The sequence below is a fragment of the Rhizobium sp. BK379 genome, from assembly GCF_014193955.1.
GTDB lineage: Bacteria > Pseudomonadota > Alphaproteobacteria > Rhizobiales > Rhizobiaceae > Rhizobium.
In genome coordinates this window covers 941,277-964,534 of the sequence record NZ_JACIAD010000002.1, presented here as the reverse complement: position 1 = coordinate 964,534, position 23,258 = coordinate 941,277, and the positions used below count along the sequence as shown (strand labels likewise).

Sequence of the window (23,258 nt, the reverse complement as noted above, 5' to 3'; positions counted from 1 at the left end):
ATCAGCGATAAGGAACTTATCAGTGATAAATTTTCGGGTAATCCCATGAAAAAGGCGCTCACCGTCATCTATGCCACCGTCATCCTCGATGCGGCCGGCATCGGGCTGACCCTGCCGATCTTTCCGCGGCTCCTGGAGGATGTCGGCCATACCGACAATCTCGGATGGCGATTCGGTGCCTTTCTGGCGCTTTATGCGCTGATGCAGTTCATCTTCTCTCCGGTGCTCGGGTCGCTGTCGGACCGGTTCGGCCGCAAGCCGGTGCTGATGCTGTCGCTTGGCGGGGCGGCGTTCGACTACGTGTTCATGGCCGTTGCTCCATCGCTCTGGCTGCTCTTCATCGGCCGGGCGATCGCCGGCATTACCGGTGCCAGCAATGCGGTCGCTGCCGCCTGCGTGACCGACATTACCGAAGATGCCGAGCGCACGCGCCGCTTCGGCCAACTCAGCGCCTGCTTCGGCATCGGCTTCATCGCCGGACCGGCGATCGGCGGCGTGCTGGGTGAGTTTTCCGTGCGGCTGCCCTTCATCGCCGCTGCAGGGCTCAATGCAGCCAACCTGCTGATGGCCCTCTTCCTTCTGCCGGAGACGCGCAGAACCGGTACAGAAGCCGAGAGCCACGAGTTTTCGCCGCTGGCGCATTTCCGCTGGCTGCTGGGCTACCGGCTGCTGCTGCCCCTCGCCGGCGCCTATTTCATCCTTGCGCTTGTCGGCGAGGTCGGCGGCACGATCTGGGTGCTCTATGGTCAGGACAAGTTTTCCTGGTCGCCGATGATGGTCGGCCTCTCGCTCGCCGCTTTCGGCTTCTTCCATGCCGTCGTGCAGGCCTTCATCGCCGGGCCGATCAGCGAAAGATGGGGGGAGCACCGTGCGCTCCTGATCGGCATCGTCGCCGACAGCGCCGCCTATATCATCATCGCGCTGGTGACAGAGGGCTGGATGGCCTTCCTGCTGATGCCGCTCTTCTGCCTCGGCGGCATCGGGGCGCCCGCCCTGCAGTCTCTGGTGACAGGGCGCGTCGACAGCGATCATCAGGGACGTGCGCAGGGGCTGCTTGCGAGCATGACCAGCCTTGCCTCGATCATCGGGCCGCTGGCGATCAGCACCATCTACTTCGCTTCGCGCGATGTTTTCCCGGGGCTTGTCTGGGTCCTGGGCGCAGGTTTCTACGTGCTCTGCCTGCCGGTTGCCTTCACGCGCCGGTCGAAGGATGCGCCTGCCTGAAAGCGGACGGCGGCGGGATGATCAGCCCGCCGCCTGTCTCCGTTACTGGGCGACGCCGATCGAAGCCAGGTATTCAGCCGAAGCGATGATCTTCGACTTGTCCTTGATCTCGATGATCAGGCGCGGGTTGCTTTCGACCTTGGCAAGGGCAGCGAAGATCGCACGCCAGTTGACCGTGCCTTCGCCCAGCGCCCAGTGGCGGTCGGCATAACCATCGGCATCCTGCAGGTGCACATGGCCGAGGCGGTTGCCGGCGGCATGGACGTAATAATCCACTGGCGGGGCGCCAGTGGAGCCGTGGGCATAGTGGGCATGGCCGGTGTCGATCGAGACGGCGACGGCCGGCGAGTTGAAGCTCTCGGCCAAAGCCACGCGGATATGCGGGTCCTTGTCTTCGATGTTCTCGATGACGAGGGTGCAGCCGATTTCCTCGGCGCGCTTCACCGCATCGCGCATCGTCTGATGGCAGTAATCGACAATGCTTTCGCGCTCGCCGGGATTGCTGTCGAGATTGTTGTAGCCCCACGTCGTATAGGGGCTGTGGACGACCATATGCGTGCCGCCGATCGCAGCGCAGACATCGAGGCCCTGCAGCATACGGCGGGAGACGACGGCGCGGATATCCGGATCCTGCGAGGCGATGACGAATCCCCAGAACGGGCCATGGATGCCGACGCGGCCCTTGTAGCCGTCGAGCAGCTTCCTGACGTGATCGGCGCGCGGGGTCCAATCGCCGTTCAGAACATCTGCATTGATGAAGCTCTGCAGTTCGAGATCACGAGACTTTTCGAAGAGCCAGTCACGATGGTTTTCGAGTTCGTTGATCGTCATGGCGGCGCCGACGATGGGAAGAGAAGACATGGGGGTGCTCCGCTGATGGTATGCCGGATTGGCAGGGAAGGATCGGCGCGTTCTATGCGCCTCTTCTGTGTCGCCGATATTACAGAAAAGACGACGGCCAACCTGTCGCACTTGCGCTGCGGGGAAGCCATACCGATATGATCGCGGTCGGCTTCGGAGCCTGAAAGCGCGCAAAGTCGCTTGTTCTTCGCCCCTCCCCCGATTTTGCGGCGGTTGCCAAAACGACCGCGAAGGTCTATCGGACCGCCCCGCAAGAAAAAGAAAGAGACACCATGTCCAACTCATTTGTGAAAACAGATGCCCGGACGGAGGCAAGAAGCTTCTTCGTGCTGGGCGACAAGGTCGAGCGACGGGCTCGCCTCACCGGCAACTGGCTGAACATCTTCGACATGACGGTTGCGCCCGGCGGTAAGACGCCGCGTCACGCCCATGCAAGCCCGGAAGTCTTCCGGATCATCGAGGGCACGCTGACGATCTGGCGGCTGACCGATACCGGGCCGGAAGAGATCCAGGCGAGCGCGGGCGACATCGTCACCATCGCCCCCTTCATGGTGCACGGCTATTCCAACAACGGAACCGTCCCCGCAGTCTTTTCCGCCATCGTCGATCGCGAAATGGCAGAATTCATAGAGACCGAGGGCGTTACCGAGCAGCCGCAGGGCAGCCCGTCGCCGGAAACGGTGGCGCGTATGCGGGCCGCTGCAAACGCCCACGGGATCACGATCCTGGCGGCGTAAGCGCCGTCAGTTTCTCTTGACGCCGCGCAACGGCCAGCGAAGAGATCGTCTCCGACGGTAGGCTGCGCGTTAAACACATTCTCTATTTGAGAAACCCAAGCATAGCTTTCGTATTGCGCGCAGCGGTTGATGCGCTAGCATATATTTCGCGGTGTCTGGGGATTTGTGGTCGTGTTTCTGCGTACTGTCGTTTTAGGGATCTTGGCGTCGACAATCTGGTTCGGAACTGCATGCGCAGACATCACAATTCAGCGTGTGCCGATTGATAATTCCTCCCCGGTTCTGCTCCTCAAAGGTGAGTTTAGCCAATCCGACAATCCCGAACTGCTTGCCCGCGAAGTTGCGGCAAGCGGAGCCAAGGTAATCACCTTTGACAGCAATGGTGGTCACGTTCTCTCGGCAATGGCCTATGGGCGAATGATCCGGTCGCTAGGATTATCAACTCTGCAGCTTCGGTCCTCGCAATGTGCCTCTGCTTGTGCGCTGTCGTTTGTCGGCGGCGTGAACCGCCAAGCGGAGCCAGGCGCGATCGGCGTCCACCAGTCTTCCTTCTCGCCGGAGAGCAATATCGAAGGCAATGCTGCTGTCGCCGCGGTTCAGGCGATGACCGCAGAGATCATGACATACCTCATCGAGATGGATGTCGATCCCAAGCTGCTCCAGCTTAGCTTATCGGTTCCCAGCGATGACATGCGATATCTCACCGCGAACGAAATGCAGAACTACAAGGTCACGTGGGGCAGTCTGCCCGCTCTGCCGGAGCGCGCTGCATCGACCGAAGCGGCTCCGACCACCGTCCCGCCCTCGACAAATACTGAAGTCACTCCACTGACGACCGAGCAAAAGGCTCTCGCCTTTGTGGCAACTTACCACGACGCATGGTCCCGCGGGAATTCCGAAGCGCTTGATTTCGTGGAGAAGGCTTACGCCGACACGGTCGACTTCTACGGCAAGGCTACTCCCAAAGCGATCGTAATTCGTGAAAAACGAGACTTCGCATCAAGATGGCCGATCCGAGCCTACAGTGTGAAACCTGGGTCGGCGCGGGTGACATGTTCGGAGACCTGCAGGATAGATGGCGTCCTTGATTGGTACGCCAAGCGCGACGTTGATGACCGGGTGTCTTCGGGGACAGCGGAATTCTCGCTCGTTTGGGACCAGAGGGCCGGAACCATTATCTCGGAGACGGGGAAGGTCATAGCGACCGACAAGGGCGCGTCCCAACCCACTCGCCTGATATCGCAATGGAAGGAGCAGAATACTGCGTGCCGAGGCGGCAGCGGAGATTCTGCCGAGACAATGGCGGCCTGCGACCGGCGCGAGACCGTCGGAACGAAGCTCCAGGCTGTGGGCTGGTGTTATGGCCGTGAAGGCGAGTACGGGTACCAGATGGAATGGCACGCTTGCGATGCTGCGTCACCTCAACAGGACAGAGCAGTCGCCGCAGCGTCTCCCGCAATCAAGGTCAAGCGGCCAAACGCAAGCGACTTCCCGATTCAAGGTCGGTTTACCGGAAAGACAGTGTTGCCGGATTTCAAAAGGCGAGACCGTGAGTTCAACAGCTTCAGAACGCGCATCCGCGAGGGAATGCGCGAAGGACCGAATTTTGCAGGACACTATACGCTTATCCAGATTGGTTGCGGTGCAGGGTGTTCTTTCGCCATAGTCGCCGACAACCAGACCGGTCGTCCGGCATCTTTCCCCCGTGGTGGCGAAGACAACATGTATCTGAACCTGGATTATAGCCGGGACAGCCGACTTGTTGCCGTCCAGTGGCTGAGTTACGACGTCAACAAGTGTTTCATCGAGTTCTTTGACTTTGATCGGAATACATGGAAGCCCATCAGCAAAACCGAGATCGGCGACACCGATGCCTGCTACAAGCCGATAAAAGAAAACCTTCGCTGAACCCGCTGACATTCGTCGAGATCGGAAATGTGCAAGCGCTAGTGCGGCGATTCTGGCCGCCTGAATCGGTCGGTTCGTATCGACAAAGTTCGCATCCGCCGCGTCGAGGACGTGGCCTGATATCAGGAGAAAAACGATGGCATGGTCAGCCAGCCAATATGTGAAATTCGAGGATGAGCGCACGCGCCCGGCGCGCGACCTGCTGGCGCAGGTACCCCTGACGGAGCTGCGCCACGCCGTCGATCTCGGCTGCGGGCCGGGGAATTCGACCGAGCTGATCATCGACCGCTACGGCGCGCAAAATGTGTCTGGTCTCGACAGCGACCTGAACATGCTGGAGGCAGCCCGCAAGCGTCTGCCGGGCACGGCTTTCGTGGAGGCCGACCTTTCCACCTGGCAGCCCTCGGAGCCGGCGGACCTGCTCTTTGCCAATGCCGTGTTCCAGTGGCTGCCCAGCCATCTCGACATTTTCGACAGACTGATGGACGGGCTGGCGCCGGGCGGTGTGCTTGCCGTGCAGATGCCCGACAATCTCGGCGAGCCGAGCCATCTGATGATGGAGGAGACGGCCCATGCCGGCCCGTGGAAGGGTGCCTTCGAGAAGAAGAGCGTACGTCGCAACGTGCTGCCACCTCCTTCGACCTATTACAGCCGGCTGATCGCCAAGTCGTCGCGGGTCGACATCTGGCATACGATCTACAATCATCCGATGGACAACGCGGCTGCCATCGTCGAATGGGTCAAGGGAACGGGTCTTCGCCCCTATCTCGACCATGCCGGCGAAGAGCATCGCGAGGCGTTCCTGGCCGACTATCTGCAACGCGTCGACAGGGTCTATCCAAAGGCGGCCGACGGCAAGGTGCTGTTGAAATTCCCGCGTCTCTTCATGGTGGCCGTGAAGGCCTGACCGGCAAATCCTGATTTCTCTGGCGCCGGCAGCGATTCATCCATCGCTGCCGGCATCGTTTTGTCGTCATTTCGCAAGCCACACGCAAAGTTTGAAGTGTAGCGATCGGTCTTGGGGTTTCTCAATCCAGACGTGCTTTTGCCGGCGTCATCGACGCCGATCGCTATCCGTTAAACGCCTTTGCGCATTGCGCGAGGACCGACAAAGAGATTTTGAGATGGTTTCTTCTGTTTCCAACATCAGGCTGCAGACTGCGCAGATCGCGCTGCAGGTGATCAAGGGCGGCTCTTCAGAGAGCAGCTCCAGCAGCAGCACGACCGACCACGATTATTCCAGCCTGCCCTCGCAGACCCGCTCGGCGCTCTCGGTCATGCTCGACAAGATCAATGCCGGCAAGGCCGGATCGACTGACGCAGCCGGCAATACGGTCGCCAGCACCGATATCACCACCGCCTCCTTCATGGCGCTGCTGCGCCAGAACATGACGGCCGCGGCCGACGCCAAGGGCGCGGGTAGCCAGGAAGCCGCCATGCTTGCCGCCTTCAAGAAGGGCCAGCTGACGGTCACCGATCCGACCCAGGGCGTTTCGATCAAGGCCTGGGACGTGACCGATCCCAAGGAGGCCGATGTCGACCAGAAGAAGGGCACCGACATCAAGACCGACGACTGGAACGACTTCCTACGTGACCATCTGCAGCGCGATTCGCATGGCCGTCTTGTCAGAAGCGAAAACGGCAGCTTCATCGAGAAGGGCACCGGCAACGAAGTCTATTTCGGCCAGGTCGGCTCGCAGAACTACTACATCACTTGGCCGGCGAAGTCCGAGACCAAGCCCGCCAATGGCACAGGGGACAAGCCGGCAACCGACGGCGCCGGTTCAAAGCCGGCCACCGATACGACCACCGACAAGTCCGACTCCAAGGCATAAGCGACCAACGTTCTACGACGGCCATTGCGAAAGGTTCTTCCGCAATGGCCGTTTTCTTTCAGGAGACAGCAAGCTCGGCCAGCGACAGGACAGCCGTCGCAAGGATGACGAGGCCGAAGCAGATGTTGAGGATCCTTTCGCTCGACGGCTCAAGCCGCATCTTGCCCAAGACGACACCCAGCCACAGCCAGAAAATGTCGACGACAATCATGACGAGGACGCAGAGTACCCATTTGGCCTGCATGTCCAGCGCGCCGTCCTGCGAGAGCCGATAGGCGGCAAACAGCGAGGCGAAGGCGATATAGGCCTTGGGATTGGTGAGACCGAGCACGACACCACCAGCAACGGTCGGCAAGGCGCGCCGACGCGCGGCCGAGAGATCAGCGCCGACCGGTGCCGAGGCAATCTTCCACGACAGCCAGACCAGATAGAGAGCGGCGGCGACCGTCATTACCAACATTGCCATGGGGATCGCCGCGATCAATGACAACAGGCCGGCAGCAGCGGCTGCGGCCGCAACCGCCAGACCGATCTGCAGACCGAGATAGAAGCGCAGGCCGGTCGTCATGCCATGCTGGCGGCCGATCGCCAGAAGAGCAGCAATTGCCGGTCCGGGCGAACCGAGAAGAGCAAGAGCAGCCGTGAGGAAGAAGCCTGCGCTGACAAGGCCGATCATGCACCACCCAATGACATAACGATATCTTTATGTCTTTATATATTTATGGCACTGTGTCAAACACTTGTTATCCTTGAGCTGCAAGGTGCTTGCGGCAAAGCCGGAGCGCTTTATATTCGGCCGGACAATTCAGCAGGAGATGGCACGCATGGACGCTCACCCCACCCCGCCCGTCACTCTCGTCATCTTCGGCGCCACCGGCGACCTGACACGGCGACTGCTGGTCCCGGCCATCATCAATCTCACCCGCAGCCGCCTCGTCGGCACGGATCTCAACATCCTCGGCGTCGGTATCGAACCGGGCGACGATGAATTCCTGCGCCAACGGCTGGATGCTTTTCTCGCCCATCTCGAAGGCGAGGAGGCAAGCGCGAAGGACGAAGCCTGGGAGAGCCTGCGATCGCGCATCTCTTATCTGCAGGGCGATTTCACCAAGGACGATATCTTCCTCGAAATCGGCAAGCGGCTTGGCAAGACTTGCAATGCGGCCTTCTATCTCGCCGTACCGCCGAGCTTCTTCGGGCCGATTGTCGAAAAACTTGCCAGTCTCGGGCTAATGGACGAGAGCGAGGGTTGCTTCCGCCGTGTGGCGATCGAAAAGCCGTTCGGCACCGACCTCGCGTCAGCGCGTGCCCTGAATGAGCGCATCCTCGCTCAGGTCGAAGAAAGCCAAGTGTACCGGCTCGATCATTTCCTCGGCAAGGAAACGGTACAGAACCTGATGACGGCGCGTTTTGCCAACATGATGATCGAGTCGCTGTGGAACAACCGCTATATCGACCACGTACAGATCACCGCCTCGGAGATTGTCGATGTCGGCACGCGCGGGAAATTCTACGACGCAACCGGCGCGCTACGCGACATGATCCCCAACCATCTCTTCCAGCTTCTGGCGATGATCGCCATGGAGCCGCCGAACAGTTTCGACGCCGAGGCGATCCGCAACGAGAAGAGCAAGGTGCTGAAGGCGCTGCGCATCTATACGCCAGAGGAAGCCAAGGCGAATGGCGTGCGCGGGGCTTACGCCGCCGGTCCGCTTAACGGTACCGACTTGCCCGCCTATCGCGATACGAAGGACATTTCGCCCACCAGCAAGACCGAGACCTATGTGGCGCTGAAGCTCTATGCCGATACGTGGCGCTGGGCCGGCGTTCCCTTCTATCTGCGCACCGGCAAGGCGATGACGGCGCGCGATACGGAAATCGTCATCACCTTCCAGCCGGTTCCCTTCGCGCAATTTCGCGAGACGGAGGTCAACCGCCGCCTGCCGCCGAACAGGCTCGTCATCCAGGTGCAGCCCGATGAGGGCATGAGCATGGAGATTTCCATCAAGTCGCCCGGACAATCCGTCGACACAGTGCCGGTCTCGCTCGATTTCCGCTATGCCGACAAATTCGATATCGGCAAGACGACCGGCTACGAATCGCTGCTCTACGACCTCTTCATCGGCGACCAGACACTATTCCAGCGCGCCGACGGCATCGAGGCCGGCTGGGCGGCCGTGCAGCCCTTCCTTGACGAGTGGGCGAAGGACGATCGCATTCCGGATTCCTACGCTCCCGGCACCATGGGACCCGCCTGCGCCGACGAACTGATCCAGCGCGACGGCCGCGAGTGGCATGAACTGGGCGTTATCCTTCACAGGAACGGCAAATAGCCGTTCCTGCTCTCGGTCCACCTCGACCGTCAGCGGCAGGCCGCTGCCAGAGTGCGGTCACGCTCGGCATTACGATAAGCGCGCGTGCCATGTTTCGGGCAGACTGTCCGCTCCGACGGAATAACGACTGTGACATTGTCATTTTCAACGGGATCCAGCGGAATCGAGATGCCGCCGCCGTTTGCGTTGGCATCCGGCACGGTGCCGGGCGGCATTCCGCCAAAGCGGCCGGAATAATCCATATCGCCGAGGGTCTGGGCGAAGACCGGGGCGGCGAAACCGAGGAGGATGATCGAGGCTGCTGCAATCACCGTACGCATGACCAAATTCCTTCTTATGTGGCCGATATGAAACGAGATTTGAGCATGCATCGTTCCAGCCGATCCGGCCGTTGGTAAAAGATCCGGCTTGATTTAATCTAGGGAGGGTGAGCGCGAATTTCCATGCAGCGCGCGATGTTCCCGAAGGTTTGATCCCATATCAAAAGGCGATTGCGCGTTTGAGAAAAATATGCGGGGTGGCGGGTGACCGACGGGCCCAAATAGCAGCGTTGATCGGGCTCGCCCAGCCGTGAAACACTCGGGGAAGAACGAGGAAAGTGCTGAAAAACAAAGCCCTCGGACGATGCCGAGGGCTCACTGAAATGATGGATCGGGTTAAACGAACTGGCTCAGGCCGGGAACGGAAGCAACCACCTGATCAACCACCTCTTCGCCGGCATATTGCTTGGCGATGGCGATGGTTTCCTTGGCGAGCGAGGTGATTTCGCTCATGCCGAGACCCTCGCTCATCAACTGCTGGCCGAGGACCATGATGCCGCCACCGCCGAGCGCGCTCATCAGGCCGCCGAGCAGACCGCCGCCACCGCCGGAACCTTCGCCGTTGAACTGGGCAACGAGTTCGGTGGCGCCCGGGATCTTCTCGATCATTTCGGTGACCGGCCCATCGGCCGCTTCACGCTGCAGGAAGCCGAGCATCATGCCGAGCGCCTTTTCGGCCAGATCAGGCGCAATGCCCACACGATTGGCGATTTCAGTCACAATCTCATTCATCGTCAGCCTCCTGTTTTTGACGTTAACGTCAACGTAATCGAATTGAGAGGGCAACTCAAGCGGCTCTTCCTGTCAGCGTCCGGTCCCGCTTTCCGTTTTAACACAGGCAGTTGTCCGTCTCCTGTCGCCTGCTTATAACAGAGAAACGATATTTGCATGACTGTGCGGAAAGAGCACTCCGCATATTCTGGAATTGAGCGGCGGCATCGACCGAGGGAGACAATCTACATGCTCGAGGACGGCAAGATTTTCATCGGCGCAAGCCGCAATCCTGATGACAGCATCAACAAGGGCGAATATCTCGACCTCAAGTTCGGCAACCGTCATGGACTGGTGACCGGCGCCACCGGCACCGGCAAGACGGTGACACTGCAGGTGCTGGCCGAGGGCTTTGCGCGCGCCGGCGTGCCGGTCTTCGCCGCCGACATCAAGGGCGACCTCTCGGGCATCGCCGCCAAGGGCGAAGCGAAGGACTTCCTCACCAAGCGAGCCGAGCAGATCGGCTTCGACGATTACGAACTCGAGCAGTTCCCGGTCATCTTCTGGGATCTGTTCGGCGAGAAAGGCCATCGTGTGCGCACCACGATCGCCGAGATGGGGCCATTGCTGCTCGCCCGGCTGATGGATGCTTCCGAGCCGCAGGAAGGCGTCATCAACATCGCCTTCAAGATCGCCGACAAGGCCGGACTGCCGCTGCTCGACCTCAAGGATTTTACTGCGCTGCTCAACTATATGGGCGAGAATGCCACAGAGCTTTCCAGCCAGTTCGGTCTGATTTCCAAGGCTTCGGTCGGCTCCATCCAGCGCGCGCTGCTGGTGCTGGAACAGCAGGGTGCGGAACATTTCTTCGGCGAGCCGGCCCTGAAGATCACCGACATCATGCGCACGTCGAGCAATGGCTACGGGCAGATTTCCGTGCTTGCCGCCGACAAGCTGATGATGAACCCGCGCCTTTACGCCACCTTCCTGCTGTGGCTGCTTTCCGAGCTTTTCGAGGAACTGCCGGAAGTCGGCGATCCCGACAAGCCGAAGCTCGTCTTCTTCTTCGACGAGGCGCATCTGCTCTTCAACGATGCGCCGAAGGTGCTGATCGAGCGCGTGGAGCAGGTCGTGCGCCTCATTCGCTCCAAGGGGGTCGGCGTCTATTTCGTGACGCAGAACCCGCTCGATGTTCCGGAGACGGTACTCGCCCAGCTCGGCAACCGTCTGCAGCATGCGCTGCGCGCCTATTCGCCGCGCGAACAGAAGGCGGTGAGGACGGCGGCCGACACCTTCCGCCCCAACCCGGCCTTCGATTGCACCACCGTCATCACGACGCTCGGTACCGGCGAGGCGCTGGTCTCGACGCTTGAAGCCAAGGGCGCACCCTCGATCGTCGAGCGCACGCTGGTCCGCCCGCCGTCCGCCCGCGTCGGACCGCTGACGGATGCCGAGCGCCAACTGGTCATGGATCACAGCCCCGTACTCGGCGTCTATGACGAGGACGTGGACCGTGAATCCGCCTTCGAGATGCTGGCCGCCCGCGCCCAGAAGGCCGCAGATTCCGACGCGGCCAAGCGGGCGCAGGAACAAGCGCCGGCGCCGCAGGAGGGCAGCACGACATCAGGCTGGACCCTACCCGGCTTCGGCGGCAGCGATAACGACGACAAGGCACAGCCGCGCGGCCGTTCCGGCTACCAGCGCGAAACGGTGATGGAAGCGGCGATGAAGAGCGTCGCGCGTACGGTGGCGACGCAGGTCGGCCGGGCGCTGGTGCGGGGGATCCTGGGAAGCCTGAAGCGGTAGGACTGAAGCGTGGTGCGATCTCTCGGATCCGCTGCCACGCTTTAAGTCTGTCCGGCGCGGCCGGCATCGCAGAACGGCTGCGCGCTCTTGCGCAACCAGCCTTGATCAGCGCTTGCGGACAAATTCCGTGCGCAGGACAAGGCCCTTGATCGTATCGTGACGGCAGTCGATCTCTTCGGGATTATCTGTCAGACGGATCGAGCGGATAACCGTGCCCTGTTTCAGGGTCTGGTTGGCGCCCTTTACCTTCAGGTCCTTGATGAGCGTGACGGAATCGCCGTCCTTCAACACGTTTCCGGAGGCGTCGCGAACCTCGGATGCAGCCTGCGCGGCTGCAGCCATCTCGGAGGCCGGGCGCCATTCGCCTGTCGCCTCGTCATAAACATAGTCGTCGTCACCAACTGCCATCATTTCGCCCCCGATCATGAATGTCTCTTCAGCCCTGGACGGCGGCTTATAACGATCACAGGGTGTTGTGCAACTGCTCCGGTAAGCCTCCGTTGGCAGAACTCAATGCAGCTTTTCCGGCACCGGCGCGAGGCCGTCGCATGTTGGTCAGACCGCAGTTCGGCCGGCTTCGGCGCGTCGGCGGCGCATCAGGAAGAGGGCGAGCGCCGAAAGGCAGATCGAGATTTCCAAGAGGAACGTCCAGTGAAGCAGGAAGCTCACGATCCAACTGGCATGGGTTGCGGGGACCCGAACCAGCTCGAACTCATGAAAGGAGAAAGGTGCCAACCAAAGGAGCGGCGCCGCGATCGTATCCATGACCATGTGCAGCATGGCGGCTGCGAAGAAGACGAAACCCGTGGCGAGCCAGTCCGGACGGAGCCATTTGAGGAACGGCAGGACCAGGACCGCCGCGACCAGCCAGAAGAGCGGCCAATGCGTGACATAGGCATGGTGATGAACCCGGCCGCCGGAGGCGTAGAAATAGATCACGTCGAAATCCGGCGCGACGCTGCCGATCAGCGCTGCCGCCATGACGGCAGAGGATGATGCCCTGCGTCGCGCGGCAGTTCCAAGAATATAGCCTGCCGGCAGATGAGCGATGAGCATGCGGTGCCTCCCTGTGACGCCTGACATCGCTAGGAGGCGATTGTGTCGGGATCAAAGCGGCTGCGACATGAAGACTTCGGTGTGGCTGATTTCTGCCGGCATGGTGTGAAAGGGTGCGAGTGCGATGCGGCTATCTCTATCGTGATCCCTTGTTTCCAGACGCGAGCAATGGTATTTCCCTCGTGCAATCGAGAAAGAAAGGAGGGCTGCGCATGAATATCTATTTCCGGCATCATCGCCAGCGTGGCCCAGTCAACGCCCTGCAGATGCGTTTGCAGGGCTGACCAGAGACCGTTTCTCGCAAATCTCTTCCTGGTCTGCCCCTAGTGGCACTGCTGCACCTGAATGCCCGCCGTTCAAGCTGCAAGCATTTCATAATCCACCAAGCATAACGCGCTTTTCCGTCGATGGCTGAAAGCCCCGGACATGCGTGATCGCTTGGCAAGACCAGGATACGATCATGACCCTCATCAATATCCGCAATCTCGGCATCGTTCTGTCCGCGCCGCTGTTTTCGAAGCTCAATCTCGTCGTCAATGCCGGCGACCGGATCGGCCTCGTGGCTGCGAACGGGCGCGGCAAATCCACCCTGCTCAACCTTGTGACGGGCAAGCTGGAACCGACCGAAGGCGAGCTCACCAGGGCGCGCGGGCTCACTATCGGCCATGTGGAGCAGAATGTGCCGCCGGCACTTCTCGACGCCAGCTTCCGTGACGCCGTGCTTCACGCACTTCCTCCCGATCAGGCCGACGGTGAAAGCTGGCGTGCGGATGTCGTGCTGGAATCACTCGAAGTGCCCGAGGAATTGCGCGAGCGGCCTCTCCGACAGCTCAGCGGCGGTTGGCAGCGGCTGGCACTGATCGCCCGCACCTCAGTGAACGAACCGGACGTGCTGCTGCTCGACGAGCCGACCAACCATCTCGATCTCGAAAAGATCGCGCAGGTGGAAAACTGGTTGAACGCGCTGCCGCGCGATACGCCCGTGATCATCTCCAGCCACGACCGTGCCTTTCTCGATGCGACGACCAACCGGACGCTCTTCCTGCGGCCGGAGCAGTCGCCGGTCTTCTCCCTGCCCTACAGCCGGGCGAGAGCGGCACTCGACGAGGCGGACGCATCCGATGCGCGGCGCTACGAGAAGGATATGAAGACGGTCGAGCAGTTGCGCAAACAGGCGGCCAAGCTCAACAATATCGGCATCAATTCCGGCAGTGACCTGCTGGTGGTCAAGACAAAGCAGTTGAAACAGCGCGCCGAAAAGCTGGAGGAAACGGCCAAGCCCGCGCATCTGGAGCGTTCGGCAGGCGCAATCCGCCTGGCCAATCGCGGCACGCATGCCAAGGTGTTGGTCACGCTTGAGGATGCGGAAGTCACCACGCCTGACGGCACGCCGCTCTTCCGCACGGGAAAGCAGTTCATCTGCCAGGGCGACCGCATCGTACTGCTCGGGCTCAACGGCGCCGGCAAGTCGCGGCTGATCTCCATGCTGCGCGCGGCGATCGCCGAGCCGGAAACAGCAAAGGCAGGCATCAAGGCCACGCCCTCGCTGGTGCTCGGCTATGGCGATCAGCTGCTTGCCGATCTCAGCGATGCCGACACGCCACTGCAGACGATCATCCGCCGCTTCGATGTCGGCGACCAGCGAGCGCGCTCACTGCTTGCCGGCGCCGGCATGACGATCGAGATGCAGGGCAAGCCGGTCAAACTGCTCTCGGGCGGACAGAAGGCACGGCTCGGCATGCTGGTGCTCAGGCTGACGCAGCCGAACTTCTACCTGCTCGACGAGCCGACGAACCATCTCGACATCGAGGGTCAGGAAGCGCTGGAAAACGAACTGCTGGCGCATGAGGCGAGCTGCCTGCTCGTCTCTCACGACCGCAGCTTCGTGCGCGCGGTCGGCAACCGCTTCTGGCTGATCGAGCGGAAGAAGCTGGTGGAGGTGGAGAGTCCTGAAGGCTTCTTTGCAAGTGTGGGAGGGGCTGGGTAAGGCCTGCAGAGATGAGGGAGCGCGCGGATGCGTGCTCCCTCCTTGTTGACGATGACTACCGCACAGCCGCCGAGAGGCAGAAAAATGCTCCCTGCGGATCCACGGCCTGGCAGACCCAGCCGCCGGGGACTTCCATCGGACCGTTGACGACCTTGCCGCCGCCGGCATTGGTGCGCTCGATCGCAGCATCGAGCGCGGGCACGGTGAAATAGTAGGACCAGAAGGCCATGCCGACCTCAGGCGGGCGGGTCATCATGCCGCCGGTCTGTTTTCCGTGTTCGGCGAAGATGTGGTAGACGCCCATTGGCCCCATGTCGAAGTCATGATCCTTCGTCCAGCCGAAGAGCCTGGAATAGAAGTCGAAAGCCTTTGCCCCGTCATTGGCATAGAGCTCGCGCCAGCCGACATGGCCGGGCGTGTCGAAGGGTAATTCCGGCGGCGGGTTTTCCATCGGCAGCGGCGTCATGATGCAGAGCACCGCTCCGTCCGGATCGGCGACGACCGCGAAACGGCCTATGCCTGGAATATCCGCAGGCTGGCGGCGGATGGTGCCGCCATTTGCGGAAAAGTCGCGTGCCGACTGATCGACATTATCGACGGCGACATAACCAGTCCAGTTCGGCGGGATGCCCTGCCCTTCCAGCTCTGCGGGAAAGGGCATCATGCCGGCGACCCTGACGCCGTTTGCTTCGAAGATGACATATTCCGGCTGGTCCGCCGCCGGCATTTTGCTCGATGTCCAGCCGACGACCGATCCGTAGAATTTTGCCGCCGCATCGGGATCCGGCGTCATCAGTTCGCACCATATGAACTTGCCATGCGTATTGGACATCGTGTTCTCCTCGGTCCACGCTTGAGTTCTGTCTCGTTGTTTGCACGCAATTCCGGACACAAAACCGCTCTCGCACTTTTGCTGGAATTGCGCTTGAGATGCCCCGGCGATTTCAGCCCTTGCGGGTATATTTGACTTCCATGAACTGCTTCCAGGTGCCGTCGGCTTCCCTGGCGCTCGATGTGAAGGTCCTGACATTGTCGTCGAGAAAGGCGATCTGCTCGCGATAATCGGCAAGGCCGTCGCCTTCGAAGGCCGGCCCTCTGGTGTAGAGCGACAGAACATTTCCCGAGGGATCGACCTCGCCCTCATAGACCCACATGTAATCCATCATCGAGCCGATCCAGCTGCCGACATATTTGCCTTTGCTGGAGTCGTAGCCGAGGGTCAGGATTGTCGTTGCCTGCTTGCCGTCGCTCATTTGACCGGCTCCTTCGGCAACGAACCAGATGCCCTGCAGGGAGCGAACGGTCTCCTGCCAAGGCTTGTCGCCGGTCATGTCTGAGGCGGCGACGGTCCAGTCGCCGACCATTTTCTCCAGGAAAGCATGCTCCTTCAGCACTTCTGCAGTCTTCATCGTCCTTCTCCTCCGGATGATGGATGGCTGGCTGGACGCTTCACGCAATTCCGAACGCAGAACCACACGACAGTTTTGCGGGAATTGCGTTAGTGGCAGCAGGATGAGGCCTGGGGGGCTTCCTCATATTCATCGTGACGCTTCACGAAATCCATCGTCGAATCCTCGTTGCGACCCTTGGGGGCATGATCCAGGATCATCAACGTGCCGAGAATTTCTTCCGCGCCGCGGGCGTAGCTCGAATAGGTATGGAACACTTCACCCTTCTCATTCTTGTAGAAGGCCGAAAGTCCGGGCAGTTCGTCATTGGCCTCATCAGGCGCTACGGAAGTGAAATTGTAAAAGACCTTGTCCTTGGCAAGGTCCTCGGGCGTGAAAGATACGTGATAGTCGAAATTGAAGTCGCTGCCGAAAGACGAAACCCAGGGAAATTTCCAGCCCATACGCGTCTTGTAGGCCTCGATCTTGGCGAGCGGCGCGCGGGCGACGGAAACAAGGGTAACGTCATGGTGGTTGAGGTGAGCCAACGTGCCGTCGAGATGATCGGCCAGGAACGAGCAACCCGGGCAGCCGGCTTCCCATTCGGGGCCGAACATGAAGTGATAGACCATGAGCTGGCTGCGGCCATCGAAGAGGTCGGCGAGCGATTTCGGCCCCTGAGGCGTGTCGAACGTGTAGTCCTTCTCCACCTTCACCCAAGGCAACGCCATGCGTTCGGCATTCACCTTGTCTCGCAGATGCGTTGCCTCCTTCTCTTTCGAGAGCAGGGAGCGGCGGGCTTCAAGCCATTGCTCGCGGGAAACGACGGGATTTTGAGTTACCTTGTTCAGCATGGTCTACGCCCTCCTCCGGCGCGGCCGGCACGTTCCGGCAAATAGTCTCCTCTTCTTGACTAAATAGATTGATATCAATAGAAATGGATCATGTCAAACGCGATAATGATTCCATTTTCTACGACGCTTCTGGTGCGCGACACGTGCCTCTGCCTGCACGTACAGCGCGCCGCCCGCGCGCTTGGCCGCCTGTTCGACGATGCGCTGCGGCCCGTCGGATTGACCAACGGCCAGTTCTCGCTGCTGATGTCTTTGAACCGGCCGGAACCGCCGCCGATGGGCCCGGTCGCAAGCCTGCTTGCAATGGACCAGACGACGCTGACGGCAGCGCTGAAACCACTGCAGCGCAGGGGGTTGGTCGACATCGTGCCCAACCCGAAAGACCGGCGCGGCCGGCTACTCCGGCTGACGGATGAGGGGCGAGCCGTGCTACAGAAGGCTCTGCCAATCTGGGAAAGCACGCATGCGTCGCTCGAGGCGAAAATGCCCGGGGGCAATGCGGATGGGCTGAGGCGAGACCTGCAATACCTGGCGTGATCTTCATTCAGCCGGGGACAAGACGACTGCAAAATCAGCCTTAAAAAGCCTCTTGACTTAGAGCGCGCTCGAAGCCGTAGCTTCCTTGGCGTCGTGACGAGAATAGGTGTTTCATGAAGATCAGTGACCTCGCGAAACGGTGCGGTCTGTCGGCTCATACGCTGCGTTATTACGAGCGTATCGGCCTGCTGCCCTATGCCGATCGCGACCGATCCGGACAACGCGACTACGACGCTTCAATCCTTTCCTGGATCGAGTTTCTCGGCCGTCTGAAGACGACCGGCATGCCGATCCGCGACATGCTGCTTTATGCAAAGCTTGCCGGTAGCGGGAAAGCCACTTTCAGCGAGCGTCGCGAGATGCTCAAAAAGCATCGTGAGCATGTGCGGGCCCATGTGGCCGATCTCGAATCCTGCCTTCGCGTCCTCGACGGCAAAATCGCTTCCTATGAGGAGGCGGAAGAAAGGATGAGAGATGACAAACGGAAGATTGCAGACACGCCGGCTCGGGCAAGGACTTGAGGTCGGGTCGATCGGCCTCGGCTGCATGGGCATGAACTGGGCCTATGGCGCAACGGCGGACGATAGAGGTGAGGCGATCGCCACGATCCATCATGCGCTTGAGCGCGGCGTCACCCTGCTCGATACGGCTGATACCTATGGTCCGCACACCAACGAAGAACTCGTTGGGCAAGCGATCAAGGACCGGCGTGACCAGGTGGTACTGGCAACCAAGTTCGGCATCGTACGAGCAGCTGGAGCGATGCCCGGCGTCAGCGCCCAGTCGGCCAACGGACGGCCAGACTATGCAAAGGCATCCTGCGAAGGGTCTTTGCGCCGGCTCGGCGTCGACCATATCGATCTCTATTATCTCCACCGTGTCGATCCCGATACACCGATCGAAGAGACGGTGGGCGCGATGAAGGAACTCGTCGAAGCCGGCAAGGTCCGACATATCGGCCTGTCGGAAGCCAGCGCCGAGACGATCCGCAGGGCGCATGCCGTGCATCCCATTACTGCCGTTCAAAGCGAATATTCGCTCTGGTCGCGCGAGCCGGAAGACGGCGTGCTGCAGACGCTTCGGGAACTCGGGATCGGGCTTGTCGCCTATTCGCCGCTCGGACGCGGTTTCCTGTCCGGAGCGATCAAGTCTGTCGACGAACTCGCGCCCGACGACTACAGGCGCAGCTCGCCGCGGTTCATGGGTGAGAACTTGCAGCGGAACCTTGAACTGGTCGCGGTGGTCGAAGAGATTGCGCGCCGCAGGGGCGCAACACCCGCGCAGCTAGCGCTCGCCTGGGTGATGGCTCAGGGCGAAGATATCGTGCCTATTCCCGGCACGCGCCGCCGCACGCGGCTCGACGAAAATCTTGGAGCGGCTGCCGTTGACCTGACGCAGCAGGATCTCGAGGAAATCGCCGGCGCCCTGCCCCGCGCTGTCGGAGATCGCTACAGCGAGGTCGGCATGCGCGCGCTCAACGGATAGGACATCCGAAAGCAAGAAGTCTTCTCCCCAATGTCTGGGGAGAAGACAACGTTATCGTGACGATCAGCGCGTCAGGTCGAGCGATGCCGTCAGGTTGCCCATCGGCGGCTCGTTGTTCAGCGCCAGCGCCCTGTCGCGGGCAAGCAGGCCCGGAAGCACCGGCAGGTCGTAACGGGCCGTGATCAGGCGCAGGATCGAGGTCGTGTCATATTGCGTATGATCGACCATGCCGCGCTTGGCATAGGGCGAGATGATGAAGGCCGGAATGCGATTGCCCGGGCCCCAGCGGTCGGCCTTCGGCGGAGCGACGTGATCCCAGAAGCCACCGTTTTCGTCATAGGTGACGATGACGAGCATATGACCCCATTGCGGGCTCTTTTCGAGATGGGAGACGAGATCGGCGAGGTGCTGGTCGCCGCTCGAGACATCGGCGTAGCCACCATGTTCGTTGAGGTTGCCCTGCGGCTTGTAGAAGGAAACGGCCGGCAGTTTGCCGTCGTCGATATCCTTGATGAAGCCTTCGCCGCCGAGGCCGCCGTCCTTCAGATGCTCGGCGCGGGCGGGCGTGCCCGGCGCGAAATTGGCAAAGTAGTTGAAGGGCTGGTGATGGAACTGGAAGTTCGGCACCGGCGTGGCGTTCTTGCCATCGAGGGCTGCCTGCCATGCGCCACTATACCATGCCCAGGTGACGCCTTTCAGCGACAGGAGATCGCCGATGGTGATCTCGTGCTGCGGCGGCAAGGTGTTGGGCTGCGAGGGATCGGCATAGGCGGCATCGCCATCCTTGGCCGGAGCATTGGCGCTCGGCTGGTAGGGCGGCTGCATAGTGTTGACGGCATAGAAATCCGGCGTGAGATTGCCGTCGGAGACGAATTTCGGGGCACCGTCGAGCGCGGATTTTGGTGCATTCTCGGCAACGGTCAGCGAAATGCCGTCGGCATCGACCTTGGCGATCGTGGGCTTGGCGGGGCTCTTGTCGGCATCCGCATAATAGGGTGCGCAGGCGCAGATCAGCTGGAAGTGGTTGAAGAAGGAGCCGCCGAAGCCGCCCTGGAAGAAGTTGTCGGCGAGGACGTATTTCTTGGCGACCTGCCACATCGGCAGGATCGAGCCGTCATAGTGGCCCATGACGAGGCTGCCGGAATCAGCCCATGCGACGAACTTGTCGTTCTTGCCGCCATCGATCTGCATCTGCTCCTCGTAGAAGCGGTGCCAGAGGTCGCGGGTGATGACATTGGTCGATTGAGCAAAGCCCTTGGGATCGTCGATCGAGAAGACGGCATTGGCGAGGTGAGCGGACTGGGCCTCGGTGACGGCGGGTGTCACACCCTTGGCGGTGAGACCGCCCCAGGAAGGCGGCAGTTCGGAAAGCGGCGCGCCATCGCGATCGAGCTGGCGTGCCTGGCTTTCGCTTGCATTGGCGAGGCCGTTGGCACCCGGAAAGCTGCCATAGAGGTTATCGAAACTGCGGTTTTCAGCGTAGATGACGACGATATTCTGGATCTTGTCCATGCCGGCGGGTGCTGCATGGGCGGCCGTGGCAAGCGCCAGCGGCAGCATGGCCGAGCCGGCCAGCGAGAGATTGCGGAGGAATTTCAGTCTGGTCATGGCGGGATACCTCATGGCTAAGGGGGCGTGGCTAGAGGGGCGTCGGGCGGACGTGGAAAGACCCAGCGCAGGCGAGACGCTATTCCCGCCATCTATCAACTTTGTGACATCAGGCGGGTTGTTGCTGCGGCCGGTACGCGCGCGTCATCAATCTGTTGCAGTCAGGTTCGATCATGAGCATGCATTATGTTAACTCGTTGGAATCGCTGACATGGCGACAAAGATTATCTGGCTTCTGCGGTCCGGATTGGCGCTTGGTCTGGCGGCCAGCACGCTTGGTTTCAGCCTTATTCCCCTGCGGCAAAGCAGCGCGGCCGTCACTGGCGGCGTGCACCCCGGCCCGATGTCGCGGGCACAAGCCTATGCCCGCGCCGAGGCGCTGACGGAACTCGGCCGCAAGATGTTCTTCGATTCCTCGCTTTCGGCCTCCGGCATGCAGGCCTGCGCCTCCTGTCACGACCCGCATCATGGTTTCGCTCCTGATACCGCGAGACCGGTCGAAATGGGCGGGGCGCATCTGGACCGGCCGGGCCTGCGCGCCGTGCCGACCTTGCGCTACCTGCAGGCGGTCCCCTCCTTCACCGAGCATTTCTACGATTCCGAGGACGAAGGCGACGAGAGCGTCGACAATGGGCCGACGGGCGGCCTGACCTGGGACGGGCGCGTGGACCACGGCTATGACCAGGCGAAGATCCCGCTGCTTTCGCCTTTCGAAATGGGCAACAAGGACGAAAGCCAGGTCGTCGCCTCGCTCAGCAAGGCTGCCTATGCCAGTGATTTCAGGGAGATTTTCGGCCAGGATGTCTTCGGCAATGCCCGGGATGCCTTCCAAGGGGCAGTCGAGGCGCTCAGCACTTTCGAGCAGAGCGGCGCAGACTTCTATCCCTATTCCAGCCGCTATGACGCCTTTCTTGCCGGCAAGGGCACCCTGACGGCGCAAGAGCTTCACGGGCGCGAACTCTTCGAAGATCCGGCCAAGGGAAACTGTTCGAGCTGCCATCTGAGCGAGCCCGCCAACGACGGGGAGCCGCCGCAGTTTTCCGACTTCGGCTTCCTCGGTCTCGCGGTACCGCGTAACATGGCAATCCCGGCCAATGCCGATCCCAACTACCATGATCTCGGCCTTTGCGGCCCTCAGCGTACCGATTTCAAGGATCGGCCGGATTATTGCGGTCTGTTCCGCACGCCGACGCTACGCAATGTGGCACTGAAGAAAAGCTTCTTCCACAATGGCTATTTCCACTCGCTGCGCGACGTCGTCTCCTTCTATGCCACACGCGACAGCGATCCGGGCCGCTGGTATCCGAAGAACGCCGACGGCACGATCCGCAAATATGACGATATACCGGAGGCCTATTGGGGCAATCTCAATCAGGACCTGCCCTTCGGCCGCAAGCCCGGCGATCCGCCGGCACTGACGGAATCGGAAATCGACGATATCGTCGCTTTCCTCGGCACCCTGACCGATGCCGATCAGTTGTCCGGGCCAGCACAGCAGGCGGCGCATTGATCCAAAAGAAAAGGCCGGAGCAATGCCCCGGCCTTTGTTCACTGGTGCAGCAAGTAATCAGGCAACCGTGACCGGAACTTCGGTCGAGGTGCGCATGGCGTGGCTGTAGGGGCAGACGATGTGGGCCGCAGCTGCGAGCTTTTCGGCAGTTTCGCGGTCGACACCCGGGATGTTGACGGTCAGGGCCACTTCGATGCCGAAGCCGCCGCCATCTTCACGCGGGCCGATGCCGACGGTTGCGGAGACGGTGGTTTCCTCGGGAATCTTGACCTTTTCCTTGCCGGCCACAAATTTCAAAGCACCGAGGAAGCAGGCGGAATAACCGGCCGCAAAGAGCTGTTCGGGATTGGTGCCGGTTGCGCCGTCGCCGCCGAGTTCCTTCGGCACGGTCAGCGTGACGTCGAGAACGCCGTTTTCGGAAACGGCGCGGCCTGCGCGGCCACCGGTGGCGGAAGCTTTGGTCGTGTAGAGAATAGGCATGACAATCTCCTTTGGTTGGCCCCGTTCGTTCGGGTTGAGTTTTTAATAACGCCCAATTAAATTGTACGCAAGTGAATTTTGCAAATTGCATTCGGAATTTGAAAAGAGGACAATGGGACCTCTGAGGATGACAGCGATGAAAGCGAGAACGGCGAAAGTGATGGAAATACCGGAAGAGGAAAAGCGGCTGGAGAAGCAGCTCTGTTTCGCGGTTTACGCGACGGCGCATGCCTTTACCCGCGCCTACAAGCCCATACTCGACAAGGTGGGCCTGACCTATCCGCAATATCTCGTCATGCTGGTTCTATGGGAAAAAGCCGAACTGCCGGTCAAGACGATCGGCGAGCAGCTCGATCTCGATTCCGGCACGCTCTCCCCTCTCCTCAAGCGGCTGGAGCAGAACGGTCTCATCAAGCGCACCCGCGATTCCCGCGACGAGCGACAGGTCATCGTGTCGCTGACGCCGAAAGGTCAGTCGATGAGGGGCGAGGTCAATACGATCATGTCGTCGATCGGCGAAGCGATCGGCTGCACGCTGGAGGAAATGGCGGTCATGCGCGACATGCTGACCCGGCTGCGCGGAAATCTCAACGCAAGCATATAGGCCGAGGCCAAGCA

24 protein-coding genes are annotated in these 23,258 nt (G+C 60.8%); 13 read left to right on the top strand and 11 right to left on the bottom strand.

Features of this window, described 5'->3' with window-relative positions; genetic code table 11:
• Positions 1–45 precede the first annotated feature (45 nt).
• On the top strand, positions 46–1,224 hold the full coding sequence (tet, locus tag FHT93_RS15750; protein WP_183848243.1) for a Tet(A)/Tet(B)/Tet(C) family tetracycline efflux MFS transporter: 1,179 nt from the start codon (positions 46–48) through the stop codon (positions 1,222–1,224).
• 42 nt (positions 1,225–1,266) lie between these two features.
• Here the strand turns inward: tet and FHT93_RS15745 are convergent, their stop codons facing one another.
• Complete coding sequence (locus FHT93_RS15745; protein ID WP_183848241.1) at positions 1,267–2,085, bottom strand: sugar phosphate isomerase/epimerase family protein; 819 nt, start codon at positions 2,083–2,085, stop codon at positions 1,267–1,269.
• Between the two features lie 272 nt (positions 2,086–2,357).
• On the opposite strand from FHT93_RS15745, the gene FHT93_RS15740 reads away from it, so the two are divergent.
• The 4 genes from FHT93_RS15740 to FHT93_RS15725 all read left to right on the top strand — a co-directional run bounded on the left by FHT93_RS15740 (position 2,358) and on the right by FHT93_RS15725 (position 6,565).
• Positions 2,358–2,822, top strand: coding sequence for a cupin domain-containing protein (locus FHT93_RS15740; RefSeq protein WP_112543054.1), 465 nt, complete (start codon positions 2,358–2,360; stop codon positions 2,820–2,822).
• Between the two features lie 171 nt (positions 2,823–2,993).
• Positions 2,994–4,730: a hypothetical protein gene (locus FHT93_RS15735; protein WP_113014947.1), complete on the top strand. Its 1,737-nt coding sequence runs from the start codon at positions 2,994–2,996 to the stop codon at positions 4,728–4,730.
• A gap of 136 nt (positions 4,731–4,866) precedes the next feature.
• Positions 4,867–5,637 (top strand): trans-aconitate 2-methyltransferase, encoded by a 771-nt coding sequence (tam, locus tag FHT93_RS15730; RefSeq protein WP_113014948.1) that lies wholly within the window; start codon positions 4,867–4,869, stop codon positions 5,635–5,637.
• Positions 5,638–5,854: 217 nt separating this feature from the next.
• Positions 5,855–6,565: a hypothetical protein gene (locus FHT93_RS15725; RefSeq protein ID WP_113014949.1), complete on the top strand. Its 711-nt coding sequence runs from the start codon at positions 5,855–5,857 to the stop codon at positions 6,563–6,565.
• Between the two features lie 58 nt (positions 6,566–6,623).
• On the opposite strand, the gene FHT93_RS15720 is transcribed toward FHT93_RS15725, so the two are convergent.
• Positions 6,624–7,241, bottom strand: a complete 618-nt coding sequence (locus FHT93_RS15720; RefSeq protein ID WP_183848239.1) for a LysE family transporter — start codon at positions 7,239–7,241, stop codon at positions 6,624–6,626.
• Between the two features lie 148 nt (positions 7,242–7,389).
• Between FHT93_RS15720 and zwf the strand changes: the two genes are divergently transcribed.
• Positions 7,390–8,898 carry a glucose-6-phosphate dehydrogenase gene (zwf, locus tag FHT93_RS15715; RefSeq protein ID WP_112971004.1) on the top strand — a complete coding sequence of 503 codons (1,509 nt, stop codon included), beginning with the start codon at positions 7,390–7,392 and terminating at the stop codon, positions 8,896–8,898.
• 29 nt (positions 8,899–8,927) lie between these two features.
• Here zwf and FHT93_RS15710 read toward each other — a convergent pair whose 3' ends face one another.
• Complete coding sequence (locus tag FHT93_RS15710; RefSeq protein ID WP_113014951.1) at positions 8,928–9,218, bottom strand: hypothetical protein; 291 nt, start codon at positions 9,216–9,218, stop codon at positions 8,928–8,930.
• A 336-nt stretch (positions 9,219–9,554) separates the two neighbouring features.
• Complete coding sequence (locus tag FHT93_RS15705) at positions 9,555–9,950, bottom strand: hypothetical protein (protein ID WP_113014952.1); 396 nt, start codon at positions 9,948–9,950, stop codon at positions 9,555–9,557.
• A gap of 228 nt (positions 9,951–10,178) precedes the next feature.
• Between FHT93_RS15705 and FHT93_RS15700 the strand changes: the two genes are divergently transcribed.
• Complete coding sequence (locus tag FHT93_RS15700) at positions 10,179–11,735, top strand: helicase HerA-like C-terminal domain-containing protein (protein ID WP_183848237.1); 1,557 nt, start codon at positions 10,179–10,181, stop codon at positions 11,733–11,735.
• Positions 11,736–11,840: 105 nt separating this feature from the next.
• Here FHT93_RS15700 and FHT93_RS15695 read toward each other — a convergent pair whose 3' ends face one another.
• Together FHT93_RS15695 and FHT93_RS15690 are read right to left on the bottom strand one after the other, a co-directional pair.
• Positions 11,841–12,143, bottom strand: coding sequence for an alkylphosphonate utilization protein (locus FHT93_RS15695; RefSeq protein WP_112971006.1), 303 nt, complete (start codon positions 12,141–12,143; stop codon positions 11,841–11,843).
• Positions 12,144–12,290: 147 nt separating this feature from the next.
• Positions 12,291–12,791: a metal-dependent hydrolase gene (locus FHT93_RS15690; RefSeq protein ID WP_183848235.1), complete on the bottom strand. Its 501-nt coding sequence runs from the start codon at positions 12,789–12,791 to the stop codon at positions 12,291–12,293.
• A 460-nt stretch (positions 12,792–13,251) separates the two neighbouring features.
• On the opposite strand from FHT93_RS15690, the gene FHT93_RS15685 reads away from it, so the two are divergent.
• Positions 13,252–14,778 carry an ABC-F family ATP-binding cassette domain-containing protein gene (locus FHT93_RS15685; protein ID WP_183848233.1) on the top strand — a complete coding sequence of 509 codons (1,527 nt, stop codon included), beginning with the start codon at positions 13,252–13,254 and terminating at the stop codon, positions 14,776–14,778.
• Between the two features lie 55 nt (positions 14,779–14,833).
• Here FHT93_RS15685 and FHT93_RS15680 read toward each other — a convergent pair whose 3' ends face one another.
• The 3 genes from FHT93_RS15680 to FHT93_RS15670 form a co-directional block, all read right to left on the bottom strand.
• Positions 14,834–15,610, bottom strand: coding sequence for a VOC family protein (locus FHT93_RS15680; protein WP_113014957.1), 777 nt, complete (start codon positions 15,608–15,610; stop codon positions 14,834–14,836).
• A 112-nt stretch (positions 15,611–15,722) separates the two neighbouring features.
• The gene (locus FHT93_RS15675; protein ID WP_113014958.1) at positions 15,723–16,187 is read right to left on the bottom strand and encodes a DUF1579 domain-containing protein; all 465 of its coding nucleotides are present in this window, start codon (positions 16,185–16,187) and stop codon (positions 15,723–15,725) included.
• A gap of 89 nt (positions 16,188–16,276) precedes the next feature.
• Positions 16,277–17,020, bottom strand: a complete 744-nt coding sequence (locus tag FHT93_RS15670; protein WP_113210033.1) for a thioredoxin family protein — start codon at positions 17,018–17,020, stop codon at positions 16,277–16,279.
• 90 nt (positions 17,021–17,110) lie between these two features.
• Here FHT93_RS15670 and FHT93_RS15665 point away from each other — a divergent pair, with 90 nt between their 5' ends.
• The 3 genes from FHT93_RS15665 (at position 17,111) to FHT93_RS15655 (ending at position 19,042) form a co-directional block, all read left to right on the top strand.
• Positions 17,111–17,557 carry a MarR family transcriptional regulator gene (locus tag FHT93_RS15665; RefSeq protein ID WP_112971012.1) on the top strand — a complete coding sequence of 149 codons (447 nt, stop codon included), beginning with the start codon at positions 17,111–17,113 and terminating at the stop codon, positions 17,555–17,557.
• 113 nt (positions 17,558–17,670) lie between these two features.
• Positions 17,671–18,078 (top strand): MerR family transcriptional regulator, encoded by a 408-nt coding sequence (locus tag FHT93_RS15660; RefSeq protein WP_113145859.1) that lies wholly within the window; start codon positions 17,671–17,673, stop codon positions 18,076–18,078.
• Entirely contained in the window at positions 18,047–19,042 is a 996-nt protein-coding gene (locus FHT93_RS15655; protein ID WP_183848408.1) for an aldo/keto reductase, read from the top strand. Before FHT93_RS15660 ends, FHT93_RS15655 begins: the two co-directional genes overlap by 32 nt.
• A 63-nt stretch (positions 19,043–19,105) precedes the next feature.
• On the opposite strand, the gene FHT93_RS15650 is transcribed toward FHT93_RS15655, so the two are convergent.
• Positions 19,106–20,650, bottom strand: coding sequence for an acid phosphatase (locus FHT93_RS15650; RefSeq protein WP_183848231.1), 1,545 nt, complete (start codon positions 20,648–20,650; stop codon positions 19,106–19,108).
• 211 nt (positions 20,651–20,861) lie between these two features.
• Here FHT93_RS15650 and FHT93_RS15645 point away from each other — a divergent pair, with 211 nt between their 5' ends.
• On the top strand, positions 20,862–22,160 hold the full coding sequence (locus tag FHT93_RS15645) for a cytochrome c peroxidase (RefSeq protein ID WP_183848229.1): 1,299 nt from the start codon (positions 20,862–20,864) through the stop codon (positions 22,158–22,160).
• A 57-nt stretch (positions 22,161–22,217) separates the two neighbouring features.
• Here FHT93_RS15645 and FHT93_RS15640 read toward each other — a convergent pair whose 3' ends face one another.
• Positions 22,218–22,640 carry an organic hydroperoxide resistance protein gene (locus FHT93_RS15640; RefSeq protein WP_007818814.1) on the bottom strand — a complete coding sequence of 141 codons (423 nt, stop codon included), beginning with the start codon at positions 22,638–22,640 and terminating at the stop codon, positions 22,218–22,220.
• 127 nt (positions 22,641–22,767) lie between these two features.
• Between FHT93_RS15640 and FHT93_RS15635 the strand changes: the two genes are divergently transcribed.
• Positions 22,768–23,244, top strand: a complete 477-nt coding sequence (locus tag FHT93_RS15635) for a MarR family transcriptional regulator (RefSeq protein ID WP_112971016.1) — start codon at positions 22,768–22,770, stop codon at positions 23,242–23,244.
• Positions 23,245–23,258: the final 14 nt, after the last annotated feature.

Excerpts from the sequence above, each read along its gene's own strand:
- FHT93_RS15710 (WP_113014951.1), bottom strand. The coding sequence starts at position 9,218 with ATGCGTACGGTGATTGCAGCAGCCTCGATCATCCTCCTCGGTTTCGCC.
- FHT93_RS15685 (WP_183848233.1), top strand. The coding sequence starts at position 13,252 with ATGACCCTCATCAATATCCGCAATCTCGGCATCGTTCTGTCCGCGCCG.
- FHT93_RS15740 (WP_112543054.1), top strand. The coding sequence starts at position 2,358 with ATGTCCAACTCATTTGTGAAAACAGATGCCCGGACGGAGGCAAGAAGC.
- FHT93_RS15645 (WP_183848229.1), top strand. The coding sequence starts at position 20,862 with ATGGCGACAAAGATTATCTGGCTTCTGCGGTCCGGATTGGCGCTTGGT.
- tet (WP_183848243.1), top strand. The coding sequence starts at position 46 with ATGAAAAAGGCGCTCACCGTCATCTATGCCACCGTCATCCTCGATGCG.
- FHT93_RS15705 (WP_113014952.1), bottom strand. The coding sequence starts at position 9,950 with ATGAATGAGATTGTGACTGAAATCGCCAATCGTGTGGGCATTGCGCCT.
- FHT93_RS15675 (WP_113014958.1), bottom strand. The coding sequence starts at position 16,187 with ATGAAGACTGCAGAAGTGCTGAAGGAGCATGCTTTCCTGGAGAAAATG.
- FHT93_RS15690 (WP_183848235.1), bottom strand. The coding sequence starts at position 12,791 with ATGCTCATCGCTCATCTGCCGGCAGGCTATATTCTTGGAACTGCCGCG.
- FHT93_RS15725 (WP_113014949.1), top strand. The coding sequence starts at position 5,855 with ATGGTTTCTTCTGTTTCCAACATCAGGCTGCAGACTGCGCAGATCGCG.
- FHT93_RS15680 (WP_113014957.1), bottom strand. The coding sequence starts at position 15,610 with ATGTCCAATACGCATGGCAAGTTCATATGGTGCGAACTGATGACGCCG.
- FHT93_RS15720 (WP_183848239.1), bottom strand. The coding sequence starts at position 7,241 with ATGATCGGCCTTGTCAGCGCAGGCTTCTTCCTCACGGCTGCTCTTGCT.
- tam (WP_113014948.1), top strand. The coding sequence starts at position 4,867 with ATGGCATGGTCAGCCAGCCAATATGTGAAATTCGAGGATGAGCGCACG.
- FHT93_RS15700 (WP_183848237.1), top strand. The coding sequence starts at position 10,179 with ATGCTCGAGGACGGCAAGATTTTCATCGGCGCAAGCCGCAATCCTGAT.
- FHT93_RS15665 (WP_112971012.1), top strand. The coding sequence starts at position 17,111 with ATGTCAAACGCGATAATGATTCCATTTTCTACGACGCTTCTGGTGCGC.
- zwf (WP_112971004.1), top strand. The coding sequence starts at position 7,390 with ATGGACGCTCACCCCACCCCGCCCGTCACTCTCGTCATCTTCGGCGCC.
- FHT93_RS15695 (WP_112971006.1), bottom strand. The coding sequence starts at position 12,143 with ATGGCAGTTGGTGACGACGACTATGTTTATGACGAGGCGACAGGCGAA.
- FHT93_RS15650 (WP_183848231.1), bottom strand. The coding sequence starts at position 20,650 with ATGACCAGACTGAAATTCCTCCGCAATCTCTCGCTGGCCGGCTCGGCC.
- FHT93_RS15660 (WP_113145859.1), top strand. The coding sequence starts at position 17,671 with ATGAAGATCAGTGACCTCGCGAAACGGTGCGGTCTGTCGGCTCATACG.
- FHT93_RS15640 (WP_007818814.1), bottom strand. The coding sequence starts at position 22,640 with ATGCCTATTCTCTACACGACCAAAGCTTCCGCCACCGGTGGCCGCGCA.
- FHT93_RS15745 (WP_183848241.1), bottom strand. The coding sequence starts at position 2,085 with ATGTCTTCTCTTCCCATCGTCGGCGCCGCCATGACGATCAACGAACTC.
- FHT93_RS15635 (WP_112971016.1), top strand. The coding sequence starts at position 22,768 with ATGACAGCGATGAAAGCGAGAACGGCGAAAGTGATGGAAATACCGGAA.
- FHT93_RS15670 (WP_113210033.1), bottom strand. The coding sequence starts at position 17,020 with ATGCTGAACAAGGTAACTCAAAATCCCGTCGTTTCCCGCGAGCAATGG.